The sequence below is a fragment of the Agrobacterium sp. LEGMi-208b genome (assembly GCF_059511785.1).
Genome location: NZ_CM183445.1, coordinates 351,871 through 376,246 on the forward strand (window position 1 = coordinate 351,871; position 24,376 = coordinate 376,246).

The 24,376-nt window shown below is 59.7% G+C and carries 23 protein-coding genes and 1 tRNA gene; 3 read left to right on the forward strand and 21 right to left on the reverse strand.

From position 1 onward, the window contains the following. Window positions 1-75 precede the first annotated feature (75 nt). A complete protein-coding gene (locus AC5YUO_RS01780) occupies window positions 76-618 on the reverse strand; it encodes a DUF2087 domain-containing protein (RefSeq protein WP_400812121.1) in 543 nt (180 codons plus the stop codon). Window positions 619-1,007: 389 nt separating this feature from the next. Next, complete coding sequence (locus AC5YUO_RS01785) at window positions 1,008-1,976, reverse strand: LysR family transcriptional regulator (protein ID WP_400812119.1); 969 nt, start codon at window positions 1,974-1,976, stop codon at window positions 1,008-1,010. Window positions 1,977-2,125: 149 nt separating this feature from the next. Between AC5YUO_RS01785 and AC5YUO_RS01790 the strand changes: the two genes are divergently transcribed. Further along, the gene (locus AC5YUO_RS01790) at window positions 2,126-2,743 is read left to right on the forward strand and encodes an FMN-dependent NADH-azoreductase (RefSeq protein WP_400812117.1); all 618 of its coding nucleotides are present in this window, start codon (window positions 2,126-2,128) and stop codon (window positions 2,741-2,743) included. Between the two features lie 40 nt (window positions 2,744-2,783). Here AC5YUO_RS01790 and AC5YUO_RS01795 read toward each other — a convergent pair whose 3' ends face one another. The 3 genes from AC5YUO_RS01795 to ilvA form a co-directional block, all read right to left on the reverse strand. Next, window positions 2,784-4,049: a GGDEF domain-containing protein gene (locus AC5YUO_RS01795; protein WP_496154050.1), complete on the reverse strand. Its 1,266-nt coding sequence runs from the start codon at window positions 4,047-4,049 to the stop codon at window positions 2,784-2,786. 216 nt (window positions 4,050-4,265) lie between these two features. Beyond that, a complete protein-coding gene (locus tag AC5YUO_RS01800; protein WP_020811123.1) occupies window positions 4,266-4,577 on the reverse strand; it encodes an HlyU family transcriptional regulator in 312 nt (103 codons plus the stop codon). A gap of 74 nt (window positions 4,578-4,651) precedes the next feature. Beyond that, entirely contained in the window at window positions 4,652-5,926 is a 1,275-nt protein-coding gene (gene ilvA / locus AC5YUO_RS01805; RefSeq protein ID WP_400812112.1) for a threonine ammonia-lyase, read from the reverse strand. Window positions 5,927-6,006: 80 nt separating this feature from the next. Between ilvA and AC5YUO_RS01810 the strand changes: the two genes are divergently transcribed. Together AC5YUO_RS01810 and AC5YUO_RS01815 are read left to right on the forward strand one after the other, a co-directional pair. Further along, window positions 6,007-7,464 carry a TrkH family potassium uptake protein gene (locus AC5YUO_RS01810; protein WP_496154051.1) on the forward strand — a complete coding sequence of 486 codons (1,458 nt, stop codon included), beginning with the start codon at window positions 6,007-6,009 and terminating at the stop codon, window positions 7,462-7,464. A gap of 106 nt (window positions 7,465-7,570) precedes the next feature. Next, window positions 7,571-7,825, forward strand: coding sequence for a heavy-metal-associated domain-containing protein (locus AC5YUO_RS01815; RefSeq protein WP_003521591.1), 255 nt, complete (start codon window positions 7,571-7,573; stop codon window positions 7,823-7,825). Between the two features lie 477 nt (window positions 7,826-8,302). Here the strand turns inward: AC5YUO_RS01815 and AC5YUO_RS01820 are convergent, their stop codons facing one another. From AC5YUO_RS01820 to AC5YUO_RS01895, 16 genes are all read right to left on the reverse strand, one after another. Beyond that, on the reverse strand, window positions 8,303-9,796 hold the full coding sequence (locus tag AC5YUO_RS01820) for an ABC transporter substrate-binding protein (RefSeq protein ID WP_496154052.1): 1,494 nt from the start codon (window positions 9,794-9,796) through the stop codon (window positions 8,303-8,305). 230 nt (window positions 9,797-10,026) lie between these two features. Next, window positions 10,027-11,037, reverse strand: a complete 1,011-nt coding sequence (locus AC5YUO_RS01825) for an ABC transporter ATP-binding protein (protein ID WP_496154053.1) — start codon at window positions 11,035-11,037, stop codon at window positions 10,027-10,029. A gap of 12 nt (window positions 11,038-11,049) precedes the next feature. Beyond that, a complete protein-coding gene (locus tag AC5YUO_RS01830; RefSeq protein ID WP_496154054.1) occupies window positions 11,050-12,117 on the reverse strand; it encodes an ABC transporter ATP-binding protein in 1,068 nt (355 codons plus the stop codon). Between the two features lie 139 nt (window positions 12,118-12,256). Next, complete coding sequence (locus AC5YUO_RS01835) at window positions 12,257-13,162, reverse strand: ABC transporter permease (RefSeq protein WP_400812102.1); 906 nt, start codon at window positions 13,160-13,162, stop codon at window positions 12,257-12,259. Next, window positions 13,152-14,096: an ABC transporter permease gene (locus tag AC5YUO_RS01840; RefSeq protein WP_496154055.1), complete on the reverse strand. Its 945-nt coding sequence runs from the start codon at window positions 14,094-14,096 to the stop codon at window positions 13,152-13,154. Before AC5YUO_RS01840 ends, AC5YUO_RS01835 begins: the two co-directional genes overlap by 11 nt. Before the next feature lie 72 nt (window positions 14,097-14,168). Continuing rightward, on the reverse strand, window positions 14,169-14,657 hold the full coding sequence (cueR, locus tag AC5YUO_RS01845) for a Cu(I)-responsive transcriptional regulator (RefSeq protein WP_003520818.1): 489 nt from the start codon (window positions 14,655-14,657) through the stop codon (window positions 14,169-14,171). Window positions 14,658-14,668: 11 nt separating this feature from the next. Next, window positions 14,669-15,679, reverse strand: a complete 1,011-nt coding sequence (locus AC5YUO_RS01850; protein ID WP_496154889.1) for a 2Fe-2S iron-sulfur cluster-binding protein — start codon at window positions 15,677-15,679, stop codon at window positions 14,669-14,671. A gap of 12 nt (window positions 15,680-15,691) precedes the next feature. Further along, window positions 15,692-18,196, reverse strand: coding sequence for a heavy metal translocating P-type ATPase (locus AC5YUO_RS01855; protein WP_496154056.1), 2,505 nt, complete (start codon window positions 18,194-18,196; stop codon window positions 15,692-15,694). A 163-nt stretch (window positions 18,197-18,359) separates the two neighbouring features. Next, window positions 18,360-18,445 (reverse strand) — tRNA-Leu (locus tag AC5YUO_RS01860). Between the two features lie 232 nt (window positions 18,446-18,677). Continuing rightward, window positions 18,678-19,406 (reverse strand): nuclease, encoded by a 729-nt coding sequence (locus AC5YUO_RS01865; protein WP_496154057.1) that lies wholly within the window; start codon window positions 19,404-19,406, stop codon window positions 18,678-18,680. Between the two features lie 163 nt (window positions 19,407-19,569). Beyond that, window positions 19,570-20,103, reverse strand: a complete 534-nt coding sequence (locus AC5YUO_RS01870) for a MerR family transcriptional regulator (RefSeq protein ID WP_400812090.1) — start codon at window positions 20,101-20,103, stop codon at window positions 19,570-19,572. Between the two features lie 274 nt (window positions 20,104-20,377). Next, window positions 20,378-20,716, reverse strand: coding sequence for an integration host factor subunit alpha (locus tag AC5YUO_RS01875; RefSeq protein WP_035260182.1), 339 nt, complete (start codon window positions 20,714-20,716; stop codon window positions 20,378-20,380). A 243-nt stretch (window positions 20,717-20,959) separates the two neighbouring features. Then, the gene (locus AC5YUO_RS01880; RefSeq protein WP_003520812.1) at window positions 20,960-21,931 is read right to left on the reverse strand and encodes a beta-ketoacyl-ACP synthase III; all 972 of its coding nucleotides are present in this window, start codon (window positions 21,929-21,931) and stop codon (window positions 20,960-20,962) included. 4 nt (window positions 21,932-21,935) lie between these two features. Beyond that, on the reverse strand, window positions 21,936-22,997 hold the full coding sequence (gene plsX, locus AC5YUO_RS01885) for a phosphate acyltransferase PlsX (protein ID WP_400812088.1): 1,062 nt from the start codon (window positions 22,995-22,997) through the stop codon (window positions 21,936-21,938). Between the two features lie 99 nt (window positions 22,998-23,096). Next, on the reverse strand, window positions 23,097-23,660 hold the full coding sequence (locus AC5YUO_RS01890) for a YceD family protein (RefSeq protein ID WP_496154058.1): 564 nt from the start codon (window positions 23,658-23,660) through the stop codon (window positions 23,097-23,099). Window positions 23,661-23,668: 8 nt separating this feature from the next. Then, complete coding sequence (locus AC5YUO_RS01895; protein ID WP_496154059.1) at window positions 23,669-24,208, reverse strand: ubiquinol-cytochrome C chaperone family protein; 540 nt, start codon at window positions 24,206-24,208, stop codon at window positions 23,669-23,671. Window positions 24,209-24,376 lie beyond the last annotated feature (168 nt).

Consider the following 24,376-nt stretch of genomic DNA (forward strand, 5'->3'; position numbering starts at 1 on the left):
ATCCGCAGCAGATCCTCGGGACAAGCCCGAGGATGACGCCGAGTTTGATGGAAACTAAATACCGAAGCTATCCCCTCAATCACGTCCGCCGAGCGTTCGCAGCAGAAGCGCCAGTTCCGCCGGCGGCTTCTGCTCGACACGTCTATAATCGCTGCCATCGCGGTTGCGGCGGATGAGCCTCAGGCCGACCATGTCGCGCCTCAGCATCGCCGCATCGCCAAACAGGTGCAGGTTATCCAGAAAGCTGCTGAATTCCCGTTCGGAAAAGCTCCGCCCGGCGGGAATTTTCGCCCATAGATACCAGAGGCACAGTTCCTGATGCGAGCGCCGGGCTGGCCATTGCATCAGCCGGCCGGTGGCATCGAAGACACGGACGGTCTTCAGCACCCTGCCCTCATTCACGGCCGGCAGGATCTCAGGCCGGGAAGGTCCGCTTTCGGCGGATGGGGTGCGTGAAGCGCGCAGATGCTGGAAATTGCGGAACCCGGCAGCCCGGCTCAGAAGATTGAGCATCTCCACATGGCTCGGCTGGCGGTCCAGCCTGCCGATCTGTTCGCGCAGCGATTTGGCAAAGGTCGAGAGATCGGCGATATCGATGGAAAGGATCGAACGTGGCATGACTTATCCTCACGTGCCATTCCGAAAAGGTGTCGCTGATCGCCGGCTTCCGACAGGGCACGGGATAAGTGCTGTCAATCTTTCAAAATGCAGGTTTAGCTTCCCTTGCGGGACGGCGATGCCTCGGTGAACTGCTGACCGTGGTTCAGGTATAGGCAGGCCGGTCACTGCCGTCAATTGGTGTTGCCTCGGCACAGGACCGGGATCGCCGCGTGTTTCTTCTCCCCACCGGGGAGAAGGTCGCCCGAAGGGTCGGATGAGGGGGCAACGTTGCCGAATATCTCCACCCTTGCCCCCTCATCCCGCTGCCGCGGACTTCTCCCCGGCGGGGAGAAGAAATACGCGGTACCCTCTCAGCCTAAAAACAATTGTCGCGGCTCCAGCCAATATCACTCGGCGGCGACAGCGATGTTCCTCTGTTTGCTAGCCGCCAGCATCCCGTTGAAATCCTTGTGGTTCGGACAGGCCGAGAGGCGTTGCTGAAATGCTTCGGCCAGCCATTGGCCGGCGGGTCCGGCCGGTGAATCGACCCGCCGTAGCGCAAAGAGCGGATATTCGCCCTGCTCATAGGCCTCGAGTTCCAGTGCCTTCAGGCTGCCATTGGTCAGATCGTTGCGCACGATCGATGCGGGCAGACCGCCCCAGCCGAGGCCGCCCTTGATGAGCTGGTATTTCGTGGCGATGTCGCTGACCCGCCATGTCTTGTACGAGAGGACATTAAAATCGCGGCCCTTGGTCAGGCCGGACGCATCGGTGACGACAAGCTGAATTTCCTCGCGCACGTCGGCGAGAACCAGCGGCCGCTCGATCTGCGCCAGCGGATGATCGGCCGCAACCACCGGCAACATGAAGGAATGGCCGACCTTTTCCATGACAAGTTCATCATCCTGGCGCAATACCGCCCCGCCAATGCCGATGCCCGCCTTGCGGGAGAGCACCATCTCCATGACCATGCCCAGCTCGCCGACATTGAGGCTGAGGGTGACGGTGGGGAATTGCTGGCGAAAATCCCGCAGCACGGCCACGACGGCCTCCGCCGGCACCATGGTGCTGATGGCGACCGAAAGCTCCGCCTCCAGCCCCTGTTTCAGCCCCTTGGCGCGGGCACGCATCTCCTGCAGGCCGGCGACGATGCGCCTTGCATCCTCCAGCATGGCGCGGCCTTCATCCGTCAGCTTCGGCTGGCGCACGCCGCTGCGCTCGAACAGCGTGACTTCAAGCTGCGCCTCGAGATTGGCGATGGTGTAGCTGACCACCGATTGCGCGCGATTGAGCGCCCGTGACGCGGCGGAAAAACTGCCGGTCTCGGCAACCGTCAAAAACACCTGCAATTGATCGAGCGTCGGGTTCGCGTCCATGTCCCATCCATTTCATCGATAGATTGCTTCCACATTATCACAGTTTTCTTGATGGCAGTAATTTTTCATATAAAGCGCAAAGGAAGGGCATCGCGCTCTCCCGCCCTCCCAAGGCGCCCGTCAATTCATCGCATATGCAAGGAAAGACCATGTCCAACATTCTTCTCATCACCTCCAGCCCGCGTGGCGACGAATCGGTTTCGAACAAGTTTGCCGGTGAGCTCGCAAACAAGCTGAAGGCCAAGTCGGCGTCCAACACCCTTGTCCACCGCGATCTCGCCGCTGATCCGATCCCGCATCTCGACACCGTCAAGACCGCCGCCATCCGCAAGCCGGCCGACCAGCGCACCGCCGAAGAAGCGGTTGCCGCCGATTATTCCGACAAGCTGGTTACGGAACTTCTCGCTGCGGACACCGTCGTCATCGGCACCGGCCTCATCAACTTCAACATCTATTCCGGCCTGAAGTCGTGGATCGACAATGTCGCCCGCGCCGGCCAGACCTTCAAATACACCGAAACCGGCCCGGTCGGCCTTGCCACCGGCAAGAAGGTCTACATCGTTCTGGCCGCTGCCGGCGTTTATTCCGAAGGTCCGGCCGTTTCGATGAACCACGCCGTTCCCTACCTGAAGACCGTTCTCGGCTTCATGGGCATGACGGATGTGGAAGTCATCTATGTCGAAGGCCTGGCATTTGGTCCGGAAGCCGTCGAAAAGGCCGTTGCAGCCGCCGAAGCCAAGGTTGCAGAACTGGCGCAGGCCGCCTGAGGCACGCTCAATGAAGGCCGATGCCGGCGGATCGCCGGTATCAGCCGACCCACATGCCATGACGGCCGTGGACCTGGTCCCGGCCGTTATTTTTTGCCGCATAGAGCCGCGCATCGGCCTCCGATAAAAGCGCTCGGAAAAGCTGTCCATCCTCGAAAGCGGTCGCGACGCCGATGCTGACGGTGAGCGGCGAACCGTCCGGCCGTTGCAGGTCCGCAAGGATCGCGGCCCGGAGACTGTCCGAAAATGCAAGCGCCGTTTCATGAGTCATCGCCGGCAGGAGCGCCACGAATTCCTCGCCGCCGAAACGGTAGAGATGTCCCAGCGGCTGCACGGCGCGCTTCAGCACGGCGGCGAATTCCCGCAAGATCTCATCGCCCTGCAGGTGCCCGAACGTATCGTTGACGGTCTTGAAATGATCGATATCGACGATCAGCACGCTGACCGGCCGCTTTTTCTCCAGGCATTCCACGACAACCGAGGGCGCATCGAGTTCCATGCGGGCGCGGTCCGATACGCCGGTCAGCATATCGCGTCCGGAGCGGGACAGAAGCTCCTCGTAACGTTCCCTGAAAGTGAGATCGTTGAAGACATCGGCAACGCTGCGGCGTGTCAGAAAGCGGCCCTTGGCCGATGTCAGCCAGAGATAGGTGGCAAAGAGCAGCGAATAGATGCCGACTGCCGCCATCTTCGCCTTCCAGCCATCGTAAAAGACATCGACGGGCGCGTTGAACAATAATCGCAGCGCCCCATAAAAACCCGCCTGATCGAAGCTCAGGATAACGACGCCGCAGATCGCGAAGCGCAGCACGATATGGCGCTGCAGATAGCGCCCCAGCTTTTCGTAAAACAGGATGATGGCGATGGCGTCGATATAAAGCAGGCTGGTTCCCCAGACCATCAGCACGCCCATATCATCCAGAAACGCAGTGCTGACCGACTGTCCGGGAACAATCGCCACCGTTTGGTGAAAACGGATGATCTGCGCCATGATGACGGTTATTATATTGCCGAGAAACAGGCCGTAGATCGGCTGTCGCACGACGGCCGCATCCTCCCGCATATAGAGCATGAGGATCATCATCAGCTTGCCGGCAAAAAGGATCGAGGAGCCGGGCGACGCCACACCGAAAGGCAGCTCGACGTAAAAGACGGCCGCCAGATAGGTTTCCAGGAAGTGCATGACGCCCAGCGCGGTGAGAAAAACACCGATGCCGAGAATATGCCGGTAATGAAGGAATGCCGTCATTACCGAAAAATAGACGATGGCCTCCGTCAGAAAGAGGGCCAGATTTGCCCATTGCATCGGCACATGCCCTATCGATCCATATCGCGCGGGTTGATTGGCGCGACTCCATGCCCTCTAGAGCAATTCCGGTGAACGCGGCTCACCGGAATTGCTCTAACTCTTTGTTCTGCGCATTTCCGGACGCAAACCGAGTACACTTTTGCTGGAAATGCTCCAGAGACGATAGGCCGAAGCAAACAACGGAATCTTAATATCCGGGGCAAGAAAACGTCATCATTTTCCTGGGAAAAGCGACGCGCCGTTCTGGTCGATGATGAGCTTTGCCTTGCGGATCGTGAATTCCACCGCATCGTCCATGCTGGTGAAGACGTCGGCGCGCACGAATTCATGCACCAGCACTTCGTCGCCGGCCTTTTTTTCGATGCGGCCCGCCAGGCGGAACTGGCCGCCTTCCTTGATCGGCGTCGCATAGATCAGATAGTCGCCATGCGCATGCGGCTCCGCCTGGGCCGTCTTCTGTGGCGCGTCGGAGGATGGCTGGCCGGAGCCGAAGGCCGAGAGGATTTTGGAAAAAAACGATGCCATGGCTTTCACTCCCTCAATCTGTGTCACGTTTGAAGGGCGGAGGTCATCCGCCCTTCCCTGCCGTCTTTTCCTGATCAGATGATCAGGTTCGACAGGATGTCGTTTTCGGTGATGTCCTCATAGCCGAGACCGGCAGCTTCGAAGCGCTCCAGCAGGCCGGCGAAATTCTCCTTGGCGCTGGTTTCGATGCCGATCAAAATCGAACCGAAATTGCGGGCCGATTTCTTCAGATATTCGAAACGGGCGATATCGTCATCCGGACCGAGCAGGTTGAGGAAATCGCGCAGCGCACCGGGGCGCTGTGGCAGGCGCAGAATGAAGTATTTCTTCACGCCCGTGTAACGCATGGCGCGTTCCTTCACGTCAGGAAGGCGCTCGAAATCGAAATTGCCGCCGGAAACCACGGCAATGACCGTCTTGCCTTCCAGTCTTTCACGGCCGAGCTTTTCCAGCGCGGCAATCGCCAGCGCGCCGGCCGGCTCCAGCACCACGCCTTCGAGGTTCAGCATCTCGATGATGGTCACGCAGATGGCGTTTTCCGGGATGAGCATCACCTGCTCGGCCGGGAAATCCTTCAGCGCCTTGAAGTTCAGGTCACCGATGCGGGCGACAGCGGCGCCGTCGACGAAATTGTCGACCTTGTTCAGCGTCACCGGTTCGCCGCGTTCGAGGCTTTTCTTCAGGCTTGGCGCGCCTTCCGGCTCGCAGAACACGAAGTTTTCCTTCTTCACCGTGCCGGCCAGAAAGCCCGACAGGCCAGCCGAAAGACCGCCGCCGCCTACGGGCATGACAACGATATCAGGCTTGGTGCCTTCCGGGAGCTGATCCATGATCTCGGCGGCAACCGTCGCCTGGCCTTCGATGATATCCTCATGGTCGAAGGGCGGCACCATGTAACCGTCATTATCCTGCACATGCTGGCGCGCGGCGGCATAACACTGGTCGAATATATCGCCCACCAGACGGATGCTGATGAATTCGCCGCCAAAGATACGGGTCTTTTCGATCTTCTGTTGCGGCGTCGTCACCGGCATGAAAACAACGCCGTGAACACCGAAATGACGGCAGGCGAAAGCAAAGCCCTGCGCATGGTTGCCGGCCGAAGCGCAGACGAAAACCTTGCCCTTGCCGGCCTTGGCCACCGCCTTGCGCAGGAAGTTGAATGCGCCTCTAATCTTGTAGGAACGAACCGGGGACAGATCCTCACGCTTCAGCCAAATCGACGCGCCATACCGACGGCTGAGATGTTCATTCAACTGCAACGGCGTTTCCGGGAATATCTCCCGCACTTCCCGCCGCGCTGCTTCCACAAGCTGCTTGTCCACGATAGTCAATCCATTGAAATTCATAATGGCACCCGCTATGCCATAGGAAGGCGTCCGAGACAAAGACTCATTTCAGCGCGGCCACGAACTATGGGTTTGATTTCTTGAACAGCAATCTTCTGCGCTCGGTCATCTATGTGGCATCCATCTTCGGGCTTTACATGGCGACGGCCATGTTTCTGCCGGCGCTCACCGATCTTTATTACGGCAATGACGACTGGATGGTGTTTGCGCTGTCGGGTTTCATGTGCGGAGGCTTTGCGCTTGCCTGCGCGCTGGCGACACGCGGGCCGATTGCGGCCTTCAACAAACGTTTCGGCTTTCTGCTGGTCAATCTGCTCTGGCTAGTCTTTTCCATCATCGGCGCTGTTCCGCTTTATCTGTCCGAACTCAACCTGACGCTCGGCCAGGCCCTGTTCGAATCCGTTTCCGCCATTACGACGACGGGATCGACAGCCATTGCCGGTCTCGACAACGCGCCGCAGGGCATCCTTCTGTGGCGCTCGCTGCTGTGCTGGCTTGGCGGTATCGGTATCGTCGCACTCGGCCTCTTCATCCTGCCGCTGCTGCGCGTCGGCGGCATGACCTTCTTCCGCATGGAATCCTCCGATACCGGCAACGACCGGCCTTTCGCGCGGCTGGCGAGCTTCACCCGGGCTTTCGTTGCCATTTACATCATCATGACGCTTGCCTGTACGATCGCTTACGATTTTGCCGGCATGTCGCATTTCGATGCGCTGAACCATGCCATGTCGACGGTCGCGACCGGCGGTTTTTCCACCCATGACGCGTCTTTCGCCTATTTTAACAATACGGCGCTGCTGTGGATCGCCACCATCTTCCTGATCTTCGGCAGCCTGCCCTTCTCGGTCATGATCCTGCTGGCCGTGCGCCGCCGGCTGGAAACGCTGCGCGACCCGCAGATCGCCGTCTTCCTCGGCTATCTCTGCGCGATCTCGATTGCGGTCGGCGTCTACCATCATTTCAGGAACGGCGTGCCGCTGGATGATGCGCTCAGCCATTCCTTCTTCAATATAACCTCGATCCTTTCGACCGGCGGCTTTGCCAGCGACGATTATACGCTCTGGGGGCCTTTCGTCGTCGTCGTCGCCTTTTTCGCAACCTTCATGGGCGGCTGTTCCGGCTCGACGGCGGGCGGGATCAAGGCCTATCGTTTTCTTATCATGTTCAACGTGGCGCGCGCCGGGCTGAAAAAGCTGATCTATCCGAATGCGGTCTATTCGGTGCGTTACGGCCAGCAGGTGGTCGATCCCGATACGATCCGGACGATCTTCCTGTTCGTCAGCTGTTTCATCGCACTGTGGATCGCCGGCAGTCTTGCCATGAGCCTGATGGGTTATGATTTCCTGACCGCCACCTCGGCCGTTGCAACCTCGCTCGCCAATGTCGGGCCCGGCATCGGCCCGATCATCGGCCCGGCTGGCAATTTCTCCACCATCAGGGATCCCGCCCTTTATCTCCTGTCGGTCCTGATGCTGCTCGGGCGTCTGGAAATCCTCACTGTTCTGGTGCTGCTGATGCCGATCTTCTGGCGCAGTTGATGTCGTGACACACTTGTTGAGCGCCAGCGAATAAAGCGCTTGACCTTCCCACGTTGGAATAGTCCAGGCTCCTCCTGTTAGAATTCCAAACCATGGAGAACCGCCTATGTGCACCGCTCACCAGCATCACGCCGAAACCACCACGGCACCCGTCGATGCAGACCTTTCTTTTCACGTTGAAGACATGACCTGCGGTCACTGCGCCGGCGTGATCAAGGGCGCGATCGAAAAGACCGTTCCCGGCGCTGCCGTGCATGCCGATCCGGCAAGCCGCACGGTTGTGGTTGGCGGCGTCTCCGATGCGGCGCGGATTGCCGAAATCATCACCGCTGCAGGCTATACGCCGGAAGCACGCGCCTGATCCGAAGAGATACCGGCGGCGCTTCATCCCTGCGGCCGCCGGATCGCCCCACCTGCCCCGCTTCACGCTGAATTATGTGACGGGTTTTGGACGGCATCCGTCCCTCTTTCCTCCCCAATGGCGAACGCCCTCTCCCTTTCAATCGGGGATGACGGAGGAGGTTCTTCCCGGCTTAATGAAGCGAATCATCCAAATGCCCTCACACCGGCCTTGTGAACCTGTCTGCCCCCTCCCGGTGGATCGAGGCACAATATTTATTGTACTCGTACGTTCCCCTCCTCCGTCATTCCGGCCTTGAGCCGGAATCCAGCCGACGTGCGTCTGCACGGCGGGAAGAGTCCTTTCAGCCCGAGGGCTTGGGCTGGCTGAATTCCGGCACAGGGCCGGAATGACGGAGGAGAGGTTCAAGGGCCCCTCATAAAAAAAGACCCGGCTCTTGCGAGACGGGTCCCTCTCCATCAGCACCATCATGCCAACTTACTTCGTCGCCAGATCCTTGGTCATGACAAAATAGTTCAGCGGATGCGGCTTGTAGTTTTCGAGCTTGGCCGAATAGGCATCGAACACGGTCTCGTGGATGAGGAAGACGGAGACGGCTTCGTCGTAAATCTTCTTCGCCGCCTCGCCGTAAATCGCATAACGCTTGGCGGGCTCGCCAGCCGAATAGGCGGATTTGATCAGCTTGTCCGTCTCCGCATTGCAATAATGCGAGATGTTGTAGCTGCCGCCGCAGGTGTAGTCGGCGTTCAGGAAACCGGCCGGTTCGGCGACATCGGTGGCGTAACCGCGAGACAGCAGCGCCATGTCGAAGTTGCCGGCCAGCATGTCGGGCTCGATGGCACTGTAATCGGCAACGCGGACATCAACCTTGATGCCGAGTTCCTGCAACTGCGCCTGGATGATCGCCGCGACGTCCTTGAGTTCGGTCTTTGCAGTATAGGCAAGCAACGTCACCTTCAGGCTGCCGGGTGCGACGCCCGCCTCTTTCAGCAAATCCTTGGCTTTTTCCACGTCATAGGCGGGTTTGGTTTCCTTTGCAGCCCATGGTTCACCGGCCGCAAAGGGCATGGTCGCGCCCTTGACCACGCCTTCATAGATACTCTCGGCGATACCACCCGTATCGATGGCGGCCTGGATCGCCTGGCGCACCTTGATATTGTTGAAAGGCGGCTTTGAATTGTTCAGCAGCAGCTCGGTGATACGCGGCGACGGGATGGGCGCAACCTTGACGCCATCGGTGGATTCGATGGTCTTGACCGTCCATGGTGGCACGAGCCGCGAAACCTGCGCCTCTCCGGTTCGGGCCTGGGTGGCGCGCGTGTCGGCATCGGGCACGAAATTGACACGGCCGCCGGAAAGTTTCGGCATGCCGCCCCAATAGTCGTGATTGGCCGTCAGAACCATATGCTGGCTGGGGTCGACCTCGGTGATCTTGAAAGGTCCGGTGCAGGTTCCGATCGGATCGACCTTGCCGTCCTTATAGGCGGATGGAGCAAGGATGGAAGTGGCGGGGCTTGCCATCTGCGCCGGCAGCAGCACAGAGGGTTCGATTGTCGTGATCTTCACCACATCGTCGCCGCCAGCTTCGACGGCGGCAATCAGCTTCGGAGAGAAGGCACGGGCGGGCACGGGTGCTTTCAGGAGATTGCTGAGTGCATTGACCGTGGCCTTGGCATCGAGCGGCTCGCCGTTCTGGAACTTGACGCCCTTGCGCAGCTTGAACTCCCACACCTTGGGATCAGTCTGCTTCCAGGACTCGGCGAGGCTTGGCTCCAGCTTCATGTCATAACCGACACGCACCAGACTTTCAAAACAACCCGCACGCGAGCCGAGATAGGCATCGTCGGAGGCCATCTGCCAGCCGGTCTTCACACCGAAATTATCGTCATAGGTAATCGTGGCGGCCTCTGCCGCATGCGTTCCAAACGAAACCACAATGGCGCATGACGCCAAAAGTGCGTGCTTCATCATAGAAGATTCCCCTTTTATTTTTGATGACAACGCTCACAATTCGTATATTTTCACGAAATTTCACTCAATCACTACAAAGACAATAAGAATACCCGATGGATATCTCTCGATCATCCATTCGAATATTCTTTATTTTACGTTTTGTACTCGAAATATTATTCCGATATTAATCCGAAAACACACAATTCATCTGTTTTTACGGCAACAGAAAACTGTAACTGCGTTGTCCGTCAGCCCCATTCCCGCCAGCGGTGGCAGCGCGCGAAATGCTCGCCGGAAACGCCTTCCAGAACGGGTTCCACCTCGCCGCATATCTCGGTCGCATATTTGCAGCGGGTATGGAATTTGCATCCATCAGGAGGGTTGAGAGGGCTCGGCAGATCGCCGTCCAGAAGCATTTCCGGTGCATATAACCCCGTCTCGTCCAGCATCGACGATGCGATGAGAGCCTTGGTATAGGGGTGCTTCGGCGCCCGGAAAAGCTCCTCCCGGTCGGCGATTTCAACGACGCGTCCGAGATACATCACCGCGATGCGATCGCAGAGATAACGCACCACGCGCAGATCGTGGGAAATCATCAGAACCGTCAAACCGTGACGGCGCTTCATGTCCATCAAGAGGTTCAGGATCTGCGTGCGCATCGAGGCGTCGAGTGCCGATGTCGGCTCGTCGCAGACGAGGAAGCTCGGATTGAGAAGCAGCGCACGGCCGATGACGACGCGCTGCAACTGGCCGCCGGAACACTGGCTCGGATACCGATCGTAAAAAGAGCCGTCGAGACCGACCTCTTCCAGCATCCGGAAAACCCGGGCCGTACGCTCCTCGCGGGTGCCGATGCCATGCTGGGCAAGCGGCGCTTCCATGCTCTGGCCGATACGCATGCGCGGATCGAGTGCGGAATAGGGGTCCTGAAATACCAGCTGCACGACCCGGCGCATACGCCGGAGCGCCTCGCCCTGCATGTGCAGCATATCGTTCTGCCCGATGCTGACCTCACCTTTCGTTGCGTGGGTCAGCCGCGTGATCAGCCCGGCAACCGTGCTTTTGCCGCATCCGGATTCCCCGACAAGGCCCAGCACTTCCCCCTCGCCGATCGTCAGGGAAACATCGTCGACGGATTTCACCACACGGTGACCGAAGCCCGATATGGGATAATATTTGCAGAGGTTCTTCGCGACCACAAAGGGCCGCCTGTTGTTTTCCGCCGATGGCGGGGTCTGTGTCGTCGCTGTCGATAACATCGTCGCCCTCCCTCAGCAGACCGTATGGCCGGCATGATCGTGGCTGGCATGGTCTTGGCCGACCGCCCAGCACCGCGCCTTGCGCCCTTCGGGCAAGGCATTCAGATCCGGTTCCGAGGCCATGCAGCGGCCGCCCATGCCTGCGGAATTGGCAAGCGCGCAGCGCGGATGAAACCGGCAGCCGCAGGACATGTCATGGGCCTGCGCACTGGAGCCGGGGATCGTCAGCAACTGTCCCTCGCTGTCAGTGGTCAACAGCGAACAGCTGATGAGCGCCTTGGTATAGGGGTGCTGCGGCGCCTTGAGGATCGCCTGTGTCGGCCCCTCCTCGACGATGCGGCCGGCATACATGACCGCGATCCGGTCCGCGAAAGCGGCGACGACCGAGAGGTCATGAGTGATGAGCAGCGTGGCAAGCCGGCGCTTGCGGCGTTCGTCGTCGAGAAGACGGAGTATCTGTGCCTGGACGGTGACATCAAGCGCCGTCGTCGGTTCGTCGGCGATCAGAAGCTGCGGATTGCCGGAAAGTGCGGCCGCAATCATCACACGTTGCGCCATGCCGCCGGAAAGTTCATGCGCAAAGCACTGCGCCCGCGCCGACGGATCGGGAATGCCGACGTCCGACAGGAGACCGACGACCCGGTTAAGCGCCGCATGCCGGCTCATTTTACGGTGAATCCAGAGCGGCTCCGCCACCTGCGTCCTCACCCGGCTTGTCGGGTCGAGCATGGCCTGTGGCTGCTGGAACAGCATGCTGATATCGGCGCCGCGCAGCGCATCGAGTTCGGAAGATGAAAGAGCGAGAATGTCGCGCCCGGCAAAGGAAATGCGGCCGGAATTGATTTCCGCGCCCTGCGGCAAAAGCCGCATCAGCGACAGCGCCGTCATGCTCTTGCCCGACCCGGATTCGCCGACAAGAGCGACGACTTCTCCGGCGTTGACGGAAAGCGTCAGGCCCGAAATAACAAACTTGCGGCCATTTTGCGCCGGCACCGAAACGTGCAGGTCCTCTATCTCCAGAAGCGGTGCGCATTCAGGGGATATGGCCGTATTGGCAAGCGTTTGTCCTTCGATATTCATAAGAGTTCCCCTTATTTTTATTGAATCGGAGGCATTGCGAATTCTTCATGCGGCTTCAGACGATATTACTCTCCTTCCGGTTTTGTTGCGTCATCTATGTTTGACAATCATCAAATCGACCATTGCCCGTTGGCAGGCGTCAATGACCGTTGTTTTTCTTCGTTTCCAGGTTCAGGCCATGGCCGATCCACGTCACGCTGAGCGCCGCCAGGAAAATCGCCAGACCCGGTGCGATGACGAGAACGGGCATCCGCTCCGCGTAAGCCTGCGCATCGGCCAGCATCAGCGCCCAGTCGGCGGCCGGCGGCTGTACGCCGAGGCCCAGAAACGACAATCCGCCCACCGTGATCAGCTTGTGGCCAAAGCGCAGGAAGGCCACGGCCGCAATGGGCCAGATCGTGTTGGGAATGATATGCCGGAAGATAATGAAGCGCCGCGTGCAACCGAGAACTTCGGCGGCGCGGATATATTCGCGGGAATTGATCGAAAGCGTCAGCCCACGCGCCAGCCGTGCAAAAGGCGTCCAGCCAACGATGGTCAGCGAGGCGATCAGCGTGCCATATCCCGGGCCGAAGATGGCGACGAGGAAAATCGCGATCACCACATCAGGTATGGCGATGAGCAGGTCCACGATGCGCATCAGCACTTCATCGAGGATGCCGCGGCTGCGGCCGCTGATGATGCCGATAAAGGTTCCGATCACGACCGACAGAATGACGGTGATGGCGGCGATGGTGACCGTGAAGCGACCGCCGATCAACAGCCGGCTCAAGACATCCCGCCCGAGATGGTCCGTCCCCAGCCAATAGGCGGCGCTCGGCGCATTCAGCCTGAGCCGCAGGCTCTGCTTTGCCGGATCGTAAGGCGAAATCCACGGCGCGATCACCAGCAGCAGAATGATGACGAGAAAAATCGCCGATCCCGCATAGAAGGTCCAGTGCCGGCGGCGGATGAAATCCGTGAACCGGGCGAGGTTCGAAGGACGCTTGGGCGTGGTCATCGGCATGGCGGCGGCAGGCGCGCTCGGGAAGTGGCTAATGGTCATGGTGACCTCGCATTGCTGGATTGATCAGGACATAAAAGCTGTCGGCCAGGGTATTGATCAGGATGGAGAGCGCCACGATGCAGATGAAACCGCCCTGCAGCATCGGAATATCGCGATTGACCACGGCGTCGTAGAGAAGCCGGCCCATGCCGGGAATGGCGAAGATCACTTCCACCACCACCGATCCGCCCAGCAGGCCGGCAAGCCACAAAGCGAAGAAGGTGACGACCGGCAGCGAGCCGTTGCGGATGCCGTGGCGCATGACCGTGCCATGCATGCCGAGACCACGGCTGCGGGCCGCCGTGATATAGGGCGCGCGCAGAACCTCGGCCATGGCGGCGCGCGTGACCTGGGTGAAATAGGCGAGCGGCCGCAGCGTCAGGGTCAGCGCAGGAAGCACCAGCGAACGCCAGCTATCCCACCCGGCCGAGGGCAACCAGCCGAGATAGAGTGCGAAGACCAGCGCCGACATGGGCGCAAACCAGTATTCGGGCGTTGCGACGAAGGTCTGGATCATCAGCGTCGCGAAATTATCGAGCCGCCCACCCGGACGCATCGCCGCCAGAGTGCCGAGCGGCAGGGCGACGGCCACCGCGACCGCCAGCGCCGTCAGCGCCAGTGTCACCGACACCCAGAGCGACCGCAAAAGTTCGGCGGCGACCGGCTGGCTGCTGGTGAAGGAAAACCCAAGGTCGCCACGCAACGCATTCGACAGCCACGCGAAATATTGCACATAAAGCGGCCGGTCGAGCCCGAGGCTGACGCGCAGCGCCTCCACCGCATGCGGATCGAGCGCCGTGTCGCGCATGCGCGAAAACAGGATGGTGCGGGCCGGATCGCCGCCCGCCATATAGGGCAAAAGAAACGCGATGACGGACACGATCGCCAGCATCAGGCACAGAACAAGGAAGCGCTGTATTATCTGTATCCACATGGCTTGGTCTCCTTCACCACAATTGGCGTCTGCACTGCACTCCACACCCGTTTCCCAAAGGAAAACGGCCGCTTATTTCACCGGGCGCTGTAGATCCATCACCGGACCGGAGGTGCCCTTCAGCATGCCGGTACGCTTGGGCACGATGGCCACGGTCGTAAAATCGATATCCTCGGCATGGGCGAGATCATGGATGATCGGGCAATCCGGCTCACCATTGTCAGGGCAATAGGTTGCGAGGTTTCGAAGCGTGTCGGCCATCTCGCGAAGCGTATGCATCTTCGCCTCCAGATCGACGACATGTTCCATAACGATGCGTTTGACATCGCAGGAGGCGCCGCCCGGATCGCGCCAGAGCGTCATCAACTGCCTGATCTTTTCGATGGAAAAACCGAGATCGCGCCCGCGCCGGATGAAGCGCAGCGTTTCCAGATCATTGGCCGTATAGACCCGGTATCCGGACTCCGTGCGGTTTGCCGATTTGATCAGGCCGATTGTTTCGTAATGCCTGATCATCTTCGCAGAAACACCGGATGCGGTGGCGGCTGTGCCAATATTCATCGATCCTGCTCCTATCTTTCCGGGGTGAAAAACACGTCTGCATGAATGTCGGCGGTGCGCATGCCCCGCGCCAGAAGCTGCGGCACCGTCGCCTCGATCATGGCCGGCGGGCCTGCAATATAGGCTTTCCAGCCATCGAGATCGTCGAAATCATCCGCCACGGCCGCGCCGACATAACCGCACCGGATATCGGCATGTTCCTCATGCGAGAGAACCGGAACGAAGTTCAGATTGCCATGCCGCGCGGCAAGGTCTCCGAAGCGGTCGAGCATATAGAGATCGCGCTCGGCGCGGGCGCCGAAATAGACATGAACCGGCCGTTCACGGCCCGTTGCAAGCGCCGCCTCGACAACGGCCTTGACGGGGGCAAGCCCCGAACCGCCGGCGATGCCGAGGATCGGCCCGCAATGTTTTTCCCGCAGGAACGAAGAGCCGAAAGGCCCGACGATCGTGACGGGGTCACCCGCGCTGGCGAGCGAGAAGATGCGGCCGCTCGTCATGCCGCCGGGAACATGCCGGATGTGGAATTCAATCAGTTCCTCATCCACCCGGCTCGCAATGGAATAATCGCGCGGAGAACAGTCCGCGTAAAGCAGGCGCACATATTGTCCGGGCTTGAAGGTAAACTGCCCGCGATCGTCAAGCCGGATGCGGATGAGCTTGATATCATGCGTGGCATCCAGCACTTCCGCAACCACGCCCTCAAATCGGCCGGTCGGAATATCGGCGATCTCATCCGCCCCGTCGAGCCAGCTGATCGTCATATCGCCCAACGGCACGGCCCGGCAGGCGAGCGTCAGGCCATCGGCTTTTTCCTCTTCGGTCAAGGAGAAGGGCGTATGCTTGAGAAGGTCGATCTCGCCGGAAATGAGATGCGATTTGCAGGCGCCGCAACGACCCATGCGACAGCCATGCGGATAGGTGACCCCTGCGGCCAATGCGGCCTGAAGCACGGTCTCACCCTCAGCCGCCATGATGCTGCGTCCGATCTGCGGCAGATAGATTGTGTTGCCAGGCGTCATCATGTCCGCCTCCTATTCGGCCGCTGCGAGCTGCATGCCGGACGATCTGTCCACCAGCGGCGCGCGGAAGCTTTTCAGGCGCAGCGCGTTCGTCAATACGAAGACGCTGGAAAGCGCCATGGCTCCGGCGGCAAGGACAGGCGACAGCAGAACGCCATTGACAGGATACAATATTCCGGCCGCCACGGGAACGAGAGCGGCATTGTAAGCGAAGGCCCAGAACAGATTCTGGCCGATATTGCGGATCGTGGCCTTGGAGAGCGCGATGGCATTGGCAACGCCACGCAGATCGCCGGACATCAGCACCACATCTGCGCTCTCAATGGCGACATCCGTGCCCGTGCCGATGGCGAGCCCGACATCGGCGGCCGCAAGCGCTGGCGCATCGTTGATGCCATCGCCGACAAAGGCGACACGTCGCCCACCGGCGGCAAGCCTTTTGACGGCCTCCACCTTGCCGTCGGGCAGCACTTCCGCCACCACCTCATCGATACCGAGACGGCGGGCAATGGCTTCAGCCGTGCGGCGATTGTCACCCGTGATCATCGTGACCTTGAGGCCCAGCGCATGCAGCGCCGCAATCGCCTCCGGCGTCGTCTGCTTGACCGGATCGGCAACCGCGATGATCGCAGCCAGCCTGCCATCGACGGCGGCATAAAGCGGCGACTGCCCTTCCCTGCCCAGCCGTTCGGCATCGTCTGCGAACATCGCGACATCGTAACCGAGCTTGGCCATGAACCGGTCTGCGCCCGCTTCGACCCTGCGGCCGTCGACCATGGCTGCAACACCAAAACCGGGGGTCGCTTCGAAACCTTCCGCATCGGCAAGCGTCAGGCCGCCATGTTTCGCAGCCTCGACGATCGCTTCGGCAATCGGATGTTCGGAATGGTTCTCCAGCGAGGCGACGAGACGCAGCACCTCATCCGCATCGAAACCGTGGGTCGTGGTAAAATGCACCAGTTTCGGCTTGCCGAGTGTCAGCGTGCCGGTCTTGTCGACGGCGATCACATCGGCATCGCGGAGCGTCTGGAGCGCATCGCCGCGCCGGAACAGCACGCCCATTTCGGCGGCGCGGCCGGTGCCGACCATGATCGAGGTCGGCGTGGCAAGGCCCATGGCGCAGGGACAGGCGATGATGAGCACCGCAACCGCATTGACGAGCGCGAAGGTCAAGGCCGGATCAGGCCCAAAGATGAACCAGACGGTGAAGGTGGCGAGCGCGGCCAGCATGACGGCCGGTACGAACCAGTTGGTGACCTTGTCCACCAGCGCCTGAATGGGCAGCTTGTCGGCCTGCGCCTCCTCGACCATGCGGATGATCTGTGCGATCAGCGTATCGGCACCGACCTTGGTGGCGCGGAAGGTGAAAGAACCGTTGCGGTTGACCGTGCCGCCGACGACTTCGGAACCCGCCGCCTTGGTGACCGGCACCGGTTCACCCGTGATCATCGATTCATCGACATAAGAAGAGCCGCTGAGGACCAGCCCGTCGACCGGCACTTTTTCGCCGGGGCGAACGACGATCACATCGCCGGTGCGCACATCCTGCAACGGCACATCGACGGTCTCACCATCGCGCAACACGCGGGCGGACTTCGCCTGCAGGCCGACCAGCCGCTTTATCGCCTCGCTGGTGCGGCCCTTGGCGCGCGCCTCGAGGAACCGTCCGAGAAGGATGAGCGTGACGATGACCGCCGCCGCCTCGTAATAGACGTTGGCGGTGCCACTCGGCAGGATTTTGGGCATGAAGGTCGCGACAACCGAAAATCCCCAGGCGGCGGCAGTGCCCAGCACGACAAGCGAATTCATGTCCGGCGCTAGCCGCAGAAGCGCGGGTATGCCCTTCTTGAAGAAACGCAGGCCGGGCCCGAACAGAACCAGCGTCGTCAGTGCAAATTGCAGATACCAGCTTTCCTGCATGCCGACCGTTTCCATCACCAAATCATGGATGGCAGGCACCAGATGCGACCCCATTTCCAGCACGAAAACCGGCAGCGTCAGAACAGCGGCAATGGCGAGGCTGATTTTCAGGCTGCGCAGTTCCGCCTCGCGCTTGTCCTGCTCGCCATCTTTGGCTTTGTCGGCGACAATCTCGTTCGCCTTATAGCCCGCCCGTTTGATGGCATCCGCGAGGTTGGCCGCAGAGGCGGCGTTGCCGGCAACACGAACCGTGGCGCGTTCCGTCGCCAGATTGACGCTTGCGCTGGAAACACCGGAGACGGCCTTCAGCGCCTTTTCGACACGTCCGACGCAGGAGGCGCAGGTCATGCCTTCAATATCGAGTTCGATGGTTTGCTCTTCGACGCTGTAACCGGCCTGTCGCACCGCCTCGATGACGGCCGGCACATCCGGCTGCCCGGAAAAGGAAATGTCGGCACGTTCCGTGGCGAGATTGACCGACGCTTTCAGAACGCCCGGCACCCTGGCGATCGCCTTTTCCACGCGGCCCACACAGGAGGCGCATGTCATGCCATCGATCGCAATCTGATGGCTCGCCCGGATCTCCATTTGTGACATGCGTATGACCCCTCTTTTCTTGTGTTAAAAAAAAGATAGGGCTTCCCATCGTGGCAAGGTCAATAGGGTCTTTTTGATGATTTTCAAGTGACGATGCCGTGCACGTGAAAGGGCGTTTTGCGCCGGCTCAGGACTGGAAACAAAGGACAAATCAAAGGAAAGGTGGTGCGGACGGCGGGACTTGAACCCGCAAGACCAATGGTCGGCAGATTTTAAGTCTGCTGCGTCTACCGATTTCGCCACGTCCGCATCGCCGCGCCGCGTACCGTTCCGGCCGGGCGCTGCAAAATCGTCATGCTTCGGGCATCCGGCACAGGGGCCGGTCCCAAACACGACTGAGCCTCATCTACACAGGCCGAACCGTTTCGGTCAACGGGGCCTCGGAGCATTTCCAGGAAAAGTGGAACCCGGTTTTCCGTCCGGAAATGCGGCAAATAAAGAGCTGGAGCGTTTTCACGCTTCGAAGAAAAGCGAGAAAGCTCTAGCCACACCAGGACTGATTTTTTGCCGATGTCGGATGCGCGAGCCCTTCCCGCACGAGTTGATCGGCAAAGGATACGCCCGAGCGCGAAAGCCGTTTGCCTTCCGTGGCTTGACCGCCCGCAGCACTGGAGGACGCCACATCGAAGGCGCCGGCATTCAGCATGTCGCGAAGCCTGACCTTCGCAACGAAACCGCGCTGGCGCTCTTCCATGCAGCGCGCCCGGTCGATCTGGGGCACTTCGATGCCGGCGAGCTGCATTTTCACACCCTTCATCCAGAAGGTGTTGCCATCGGCCACGCAATTGTTGAGACCCGAACGGCCGCAAAAGGCAAACGTACCGCTTTTTTCACCGAGCGAGATTTTTTCGACCGAAGGGCGCGTTTCCGGCAGGGTAGCTGCGACCTGGCTCGGCTGCGAGGCGGACGGCATGGCGATCGGGCGTGGCGGCACCGGGCCATTGCCGGGCAGAATGGGCGATGTGGGGCGAATGGATGCGACTTTCTCCGGCGTGACGGAATCGCGCTTGGCCGCTGTCGCAACTTTCGGAGAATTCGTGGCTGGAGATGTCACCTTCGCAACATGTCGCTGCGGCAGAAGACTGTCGCGATGTTCGTAAACCTGAATGCCGCCGGCAACGACGCCCAGCATCAGCACCCAGGGCCAAACGCTGCCGCCACCCGACTTCTTCGCCGTGCGGCGTCGTGCTGTCGATTTTCGATTGCTCACGATCGGACTCCTTTTTACGGAGCCGCATTATCGGCCAAAGGAGTTTCCGAAAGGTTGGCATTGCCTGGCGTTTTCGCTTTTCCCGGAAAAGGGAAAACGCCCTAACGCCTTGTTTTTTCGAATTTCAGAATGGAAGGCACGCAAATGAGCTGTGGATAAACCGTCAGCGAACCTGATCGAGCAGCCGCTTGCATTCGAGCAGATCGAACAGGGCTTCCTGCAACAGCGCCTGATCGTCCTTGCCGATGCTCGACTTGCCGACCGATATTTCGGCATCGCTGCTGCCGCCGCCGAAGCCGAAAAAACGGCCGCTTGGCTTCGCCTTCGGGCGGCCGACGACCTCGTCCCCATCGGTATCGACGACGCGCGGTTCGGCGACTTCCTTTTCACCGCTCGCCGCCATGATGGCTTCCATGGTCGCGAGATCACCGGAAGCGATTGCCGCCACGAAGCGGTTGCCATTGGCTTTCAGAAGTTTCTGAACGCCCTTGATGGTGTAACCATGGTCATAAAGAAGGTGACGAATGCCCTTCAGGAGATCGATATCGTCAGGGCGGTAATAACGGCGGCCCCCGCCCCGTTTCATCGGCTTGATCTGCGGAAAACGTGTTTCCCAGAAACGCAGCACATGCTGGGGCAGGTTCAGCTCATCCGCCACTTCACTGATCGTCCGAAACGCGTCGGGGCTTTTATCCAAATTTCCACTCCCATCCGAACCGGAGCGCCATGCATCCGGCCGGACACTGAACGAGAACGCTTTTCACTCACCGGTCAAACACCACGCAAAGTCGGTTAAGACTCCGCGCCGACACCGTTGCGGCGAGATACAAATCACTAAAATTGATTATGATGTGAGTCGACCGGATTTCAACGGCTTGCACGTTGAAATTCAAGTATGTTCACAAGAAGAATGGGGAAAAAGGCTTGCGATACGGCAAAAAAGGCGTGTCGCCTGGACCTTGAGAGAGAGATTACGTCCCGGCCTTCTGGCCCTTCTGCTTGGCCTTGCGGGCCGTATGGGCCTTCAGAATGCGCTGCTTCAGCACGTTCGAGGCCTTGAAGGTCATGACGCGGCGTGGGGAAATCGGAACTTCCTCACCCGTTTTCGGGTTGCGGCCGATACGCTCGTTCTTTTCCCGGATCTGGAAAGTGGCGAAGGACGACAGCTTGACGACCTCGCCGCGGGTGATCGCGTTGCATATTTCGTCGATGATCGTCTCGACCAGTTCGGCGGATTCGGTGCGGGACAGCCCGACTTTACGAAACACAGATTCTGCAAGATCTGCGCGTGTCACTGTCTTCCCGGCCATTTTTCCCCGCAAACCGTGTCTGAACTCTTCTCTAGGAGCCGCCGAGATTATTTCCCTTGTGGCGACCGGTCAAGGGATTGTTCCAGATTCATTTGAGCTTTCGGCAATCAGTGCAAGGGCTTAGAGCGACTGATACGGTTTTGACACAGGCTCACACCACTCGGGCGCATCTGGCCGGGGTATGAGCGCAAAAAAACACAACCGATTTTGCGCCCGCACCCCGTCAAACGCGGGAATGCGCCATTACCAGCGCAGCAGCACCGCGCCCCAGGTGAAACCGCCGCCCATGGCCTCCAGCATCACCAGATCGCCCTTCTTGATGCGTCCGTCACCGGCGGCAACGGCGAGCGCCAGCGGAATGGAAGCGGCCGAGGTATTGCCGTGCTGATCGACGGTGATAACGACCTTTTCCGGATCGATGTTGAGCTTCTTCGCAGAACCGTCGATGATGCGCTTGTTGGCCTGATGCGGAACGAGCCAGTCGAGATCATCCGACGTCGTACCCGTCGCCTCGAAGGCCTGTTCGATCACGTCGGTGATCATGCCGACGGCGTGTTTGAACACTTCCCGGCCTTCCATGCGCAGATGGCCGACCGTGCCTGTCGTGGAGGGCCCGCCATCGACATAGAGCTTTTCCTTGTGCGAGCCATCGGAACGCAGCTGCGCGGTCAGGATACCGCGATCGGCAGAGGTGCCCTCGCCTTCACCGGCCTCCAGAACCAGCGCGCCGGCGCCATCACCGAAGAGAACGCAGGTGGTGCGGTCCTTCCAGTCGAGAATGCGCGAGAAGGTTTCGGAGCCGATCACCAGAACGCGCTTGGCCATGCCGCCGCGAATATAGAGATCGGCGGTCGATACGGCATAAACGAAGCCGGAGCAGACGGCCTGCATGTCGAAGGCGAAACCATGGGTCATGCCGAGACGGTTCTGGATGTTCACCGCCGTTGCCGGAAAGGTATTGTCCGGGGTGGAGGTGGCCAGAATGATGAGGTCGATATCGTCGGGCGTGAGACCGGCATTGTCGAGCGCTGCACGCGCGGCGGCCTCGCCGAGAGACGCGGTGGTTTCACCTTCGCCGGCGATGTAGCGCTGCCTGATGCCCGTGCGCTGCACGATCCATTCGTCTGACGTCTCGACGACACCTTCGATTTCGCTGTTGGTCATGACACGCTTCGGCAGCGCTGCCCCGAAACCACGGACTATAGAGCGGATCATTCCCTTATTCCTCGTCAGCCACGAGAGCTTCGGGCGCCGGGGGCGGAAGCCGTCTTGCGTGGTAAATCTTCAGATCATTTTCAATCTTGGCCGTCAGGCCGTTGTGGACCATGTCGTAGCCGACATCGACGGCGGAGGCAAAACCGATGGCATCCGTGCCGCCATGGCTCTTGATGACAATGCCGTTGAGACCCAGAAACACGCCGCCATTGACCTTGCGCGGGTCCATCTTCTCCCTGAGCACATCGAATGCGCTTTTCGCCAGGACATAACCGATCTTGGCGAAGAAGCTGCGGGAGATCGCTTCGCGCAAAAGCGTCGTGATCTGGCGCGCCGTGCCTTCGGCGGCTTTGAGCGCGATGTTGCCGGTGAAACCTTCGGTCACCACCACATCCACCGTGCCCTTGCCGATATCGTCGCCTTCAACGAAACCGCGATAATCGATGGTACCGAGATCGGCCTCGCGGATCAGCCGTCCGGCCTCGCGCACCTCTTCCTGGCCCTTGACCTCCTCAACGCCGACATTCAGCAGGCCGACGGTCGGGCGGTCGATATCGAAAAGCGCGCGCGCCATGGCACCACCCATCAGGGCGAAATCGAGAAGCTGCTGGGAATCGGCGCCAATCGTCGCGCCGATATCCAGAACAATGCTCTCGCCCTTCAGCGTCGGCCAGATGCCGGCGATTGCCGGGCGTTCCACCCGCGCCATGGTGCGCAAACAGAATTTCGCCATGGCCATCAGTGCACCGGTATTGCCGGCGGAAACGGCGACATCCGCCTCGCCAAGCTTCACGGCCTCGATGGCGCGCCACATGCTGGAAACATAGCGGCCACGGCGCAGCGCCTGGCTCGGCTTCTCATCCATGCTGACCGAGACTTCACAATCGTGAAAGACCGATTTTTCCCGAAGTGCGGGATATTGTGCCAGAATGGGCTCGCATTTGCTCTTCTGCCCATAGAGCAGAAAAGTTACATCGTTGTGCCGTTCAAGCGCCTTGGCGGCACCGGGTATGGCAACATCTGGGCCGAAATCGCCACCCATGACGTCAATTGCAATTCTGATCACTCGTCCCTTATCCTTCTTGCCGCCACTCAGGCGGTTTTGCGCGAAAATACCTTTTCCGGCCCTTGTTACAATAAAATTATTTCAGCCCGGTCGGGCCATTCAGTCTTTTTTCCAATCTTTCAGCACGGCAAAAGGCGATGGACGCTTCTCTTCCTCGGGCTTCGTGTCGGCCGTTTCGGGAAATTCCGCATCCGGCTTGCGAGGATAGGGATCGATCGCGAGCGCCGCAAATTCGGCAACCACAGCGCCGACATCAATGCTGTCGCCGGTAAACTGTTCGGGAATATCGGGTCCATCAGGATCAAGTACGATCTCGCCTTCCTCATTGGTGACCATTCGCGCCAGTTTCGAACCTTCCGGAACGAAAATCTGCTCGATGGCCTCGTCGATCTTGCTCGAGACCGGTTCCAGCGTGACGACGCAGGATTGCGTGACCGCCGCATGCACCTCGCCCTTGACCTTCACGCCATCCTTCTTCCAGCGGGAAACCTGCAGTTCCGCCTTGAGATATTCGACGGAGGCCACATCCCAGAATTTCGCCAGCGCCTTCAGTTCCTCGGCACTGGCTTCGAGACCAATCCTGACGGGATTGGCGGAAATATGGCCTACCTTTACGGGGTAGGAAAAAGGCAGGTCGTCATTTGCGGGGTGTCGCGCGTTCATCGTGAACCTCATTGTCCAGGCAGGGGCAGCGTCAGGCTTCCGGTTGCTATCGTCTCTTCGGACTGGGCGGCAAGGGCTTGCGATGTTTCCATCATCCAGCCCGCCAGCCCTTCCATCCCGGGAGCCTCGTCATCTACCTGCGGATATATATTGCGCCGGAGCGCTGCGGCAAGAGCGGCGCGGTCGGAAGCATCCAGCGCCGCCGCATAGGATTCAAGCCGCCCATAGAACATGCCGGCGAATTTCTTCATGCGTTTCGGCACACCCTGATCGCCTATCCCCAGTTCGCGGATGGAGTGATCGAGATCCTGGAAAAAGGCATCGACGATCTCCTGGGCGATCTCCTGCCCGCTGACACCGGATGATTTGGTGCGGCGGAAATAGAGAATCATGATGACCGAAAGCATCTCGAAACGGCCCATGACGGTATCGGGAACACCCAGATCGAGATAAAAGCCGGGCGTGCGCGCGGCCGCCGTCAAGGTCGCATATTGCCGGTCGACTATGGCGCGATTGTTGTTTTTCTGTCTGAACAGCCCGAATATCATCGTTTTTTTTCCGAACGGGACGGGTGAATGCGCTTACCGCCCATCGCACTTGTTGCATGATCGTCAAAGCTGGTTTACCGAAGCATCCACGAATTGCAATGCTGTCACGGTCACGTTCGTCTTTCGCCTGAAACAGTCGAAGAGAAACGGAGGCGTTCCAAAAGACCG

Coding starts and splice junctions, on each gene's coding strand:
- AC5YUO_RS01815 (WP_003521591.1), top strand. CDS start 7,571: ATGTGCACCGCTCACCAGCATCACGCCGAAACCACCACGGCACCCGTC.
- AC5YUO_RS01840 (WP_496154055.1), bottom strand. CDS start 14,096: ATGTGGATACAGATAATACAGCGCTTCCTTGTTCTGTGCCTGATGCTG.
- AC5YUO_RS01825 (WP_496154053.1), bottom strand. CDS start 11,037: ATGTTATCGACAGCGACGACACAGACCCCGCCATCGGCGGAAAACAAC.
- AC5YUO_RS01895 (WP_496154059.1), bottom strand. CDS start 24,208: ATGATATTCGGGCTGTTCAGACAGAAAAACAACAATCGCGCCATAGTC.
- AC5YUO_RS01780 (WP_400812121.1), bottom strand. CDS start 618: ATGCCACGTTCGATCCTTTCCATCGATATCGCCGATCTCTCGACCTTT.
- AC5YUO_RS01830 (WP_496154054.1), bottom strand. CDS start 12,117: ATGAATATCGAAGGACAAACGCTTGCCAATACGGCCATATCCCCTGAA.
- AC5YUO_RS01795 (WP_496154050.1), bottom strand. CDS start 4,049: ATGCAATGGGCAAATCTGGCCCTCTTTCTGACGGAGGCCATCGTCTAT.
- AC5YUO_RS01875 (WP_035260182.1), bottom strand. CDS start 20,716: ATGGCCGGGAAGACAGTGACACGCGCAGATCTTGCAGAATCTGTGTTT.
- ilvA (WP_400812112.1), bottom strand. CDS start 5,926: ATGAATTTCAATGGATTGACTATCGTGGACAAGCAGCTTGTGGAAGCA.
- AC5YUO_RS01890 (WP_496154058.1), bottom strand. CDS start 23,660: ATGAACGCGCGACACCCCGCAAATGACGACCTGCCTTTTTCCTACCCC.
- AC5YUO_RS01785 (WP_400812119.1), bottom strand. CDS start 1,976: ATGGACGCGAACCCGACGCTCGATCAATTGCAGGTGTTTTTGACGGTT.
- AC5YUO_RS01835 (WP_400812102.1), bottom strand. CDS start 13,162: ATGACCATTAGCCACTTCCCGAGCGCGCCTGCCGCCGCCATGCCGATG.
- AC5YUO_RS01790 (WP_400812117.1), top strand. CDS start 2,126: ATGTCCAACATTCTTCTCATCACCTCCAGCCCGCGTGGCGACGAATCG.
- cueR (WP_003520818.1), bottom strand. CDS start 14,657: ATGAATATTGGCACAGCCGCCACCGCATCCGGTGTTTCTGCGAAGATG.
- AC5YUO_RS01850 (WP_496154889.1), bottom strand. CDS start 15,679: ATGACGCCTGGCAACACAATCTATCTGCCGCAGATCGGACGCAGCATC.
- AC5YUO_RS01820 (WP_496154052.1), bottom strand. CDS start 9,796: ATGATGAAGCACGCACTTTTGGCGTCATGCGCCATTGTGGTTTCGTTT.
- AC5YUO_RS01800 (WP_020811123.1), bottom strand. CDS start 4,577: ATGGCATCGTTTTTTTCCAAAATCCTCTCGGCCTTCGGCTCCGGCCAG.
- AC5YUO_RS01880 (WP_003520812.1), bottom strand. CDS start 21,931: ATGATCCGCTCTATAGTCCGTGGTTTCGGGGCAGCGCTGCCGAAGCGT.
- AC5YUO_RS01855 (WP_496154056.1), bottom strand. CDS start 18,196: ATGTCACAAATGGAGATCCGGGCGAGCCATCAGATTGCGATCGATGGC.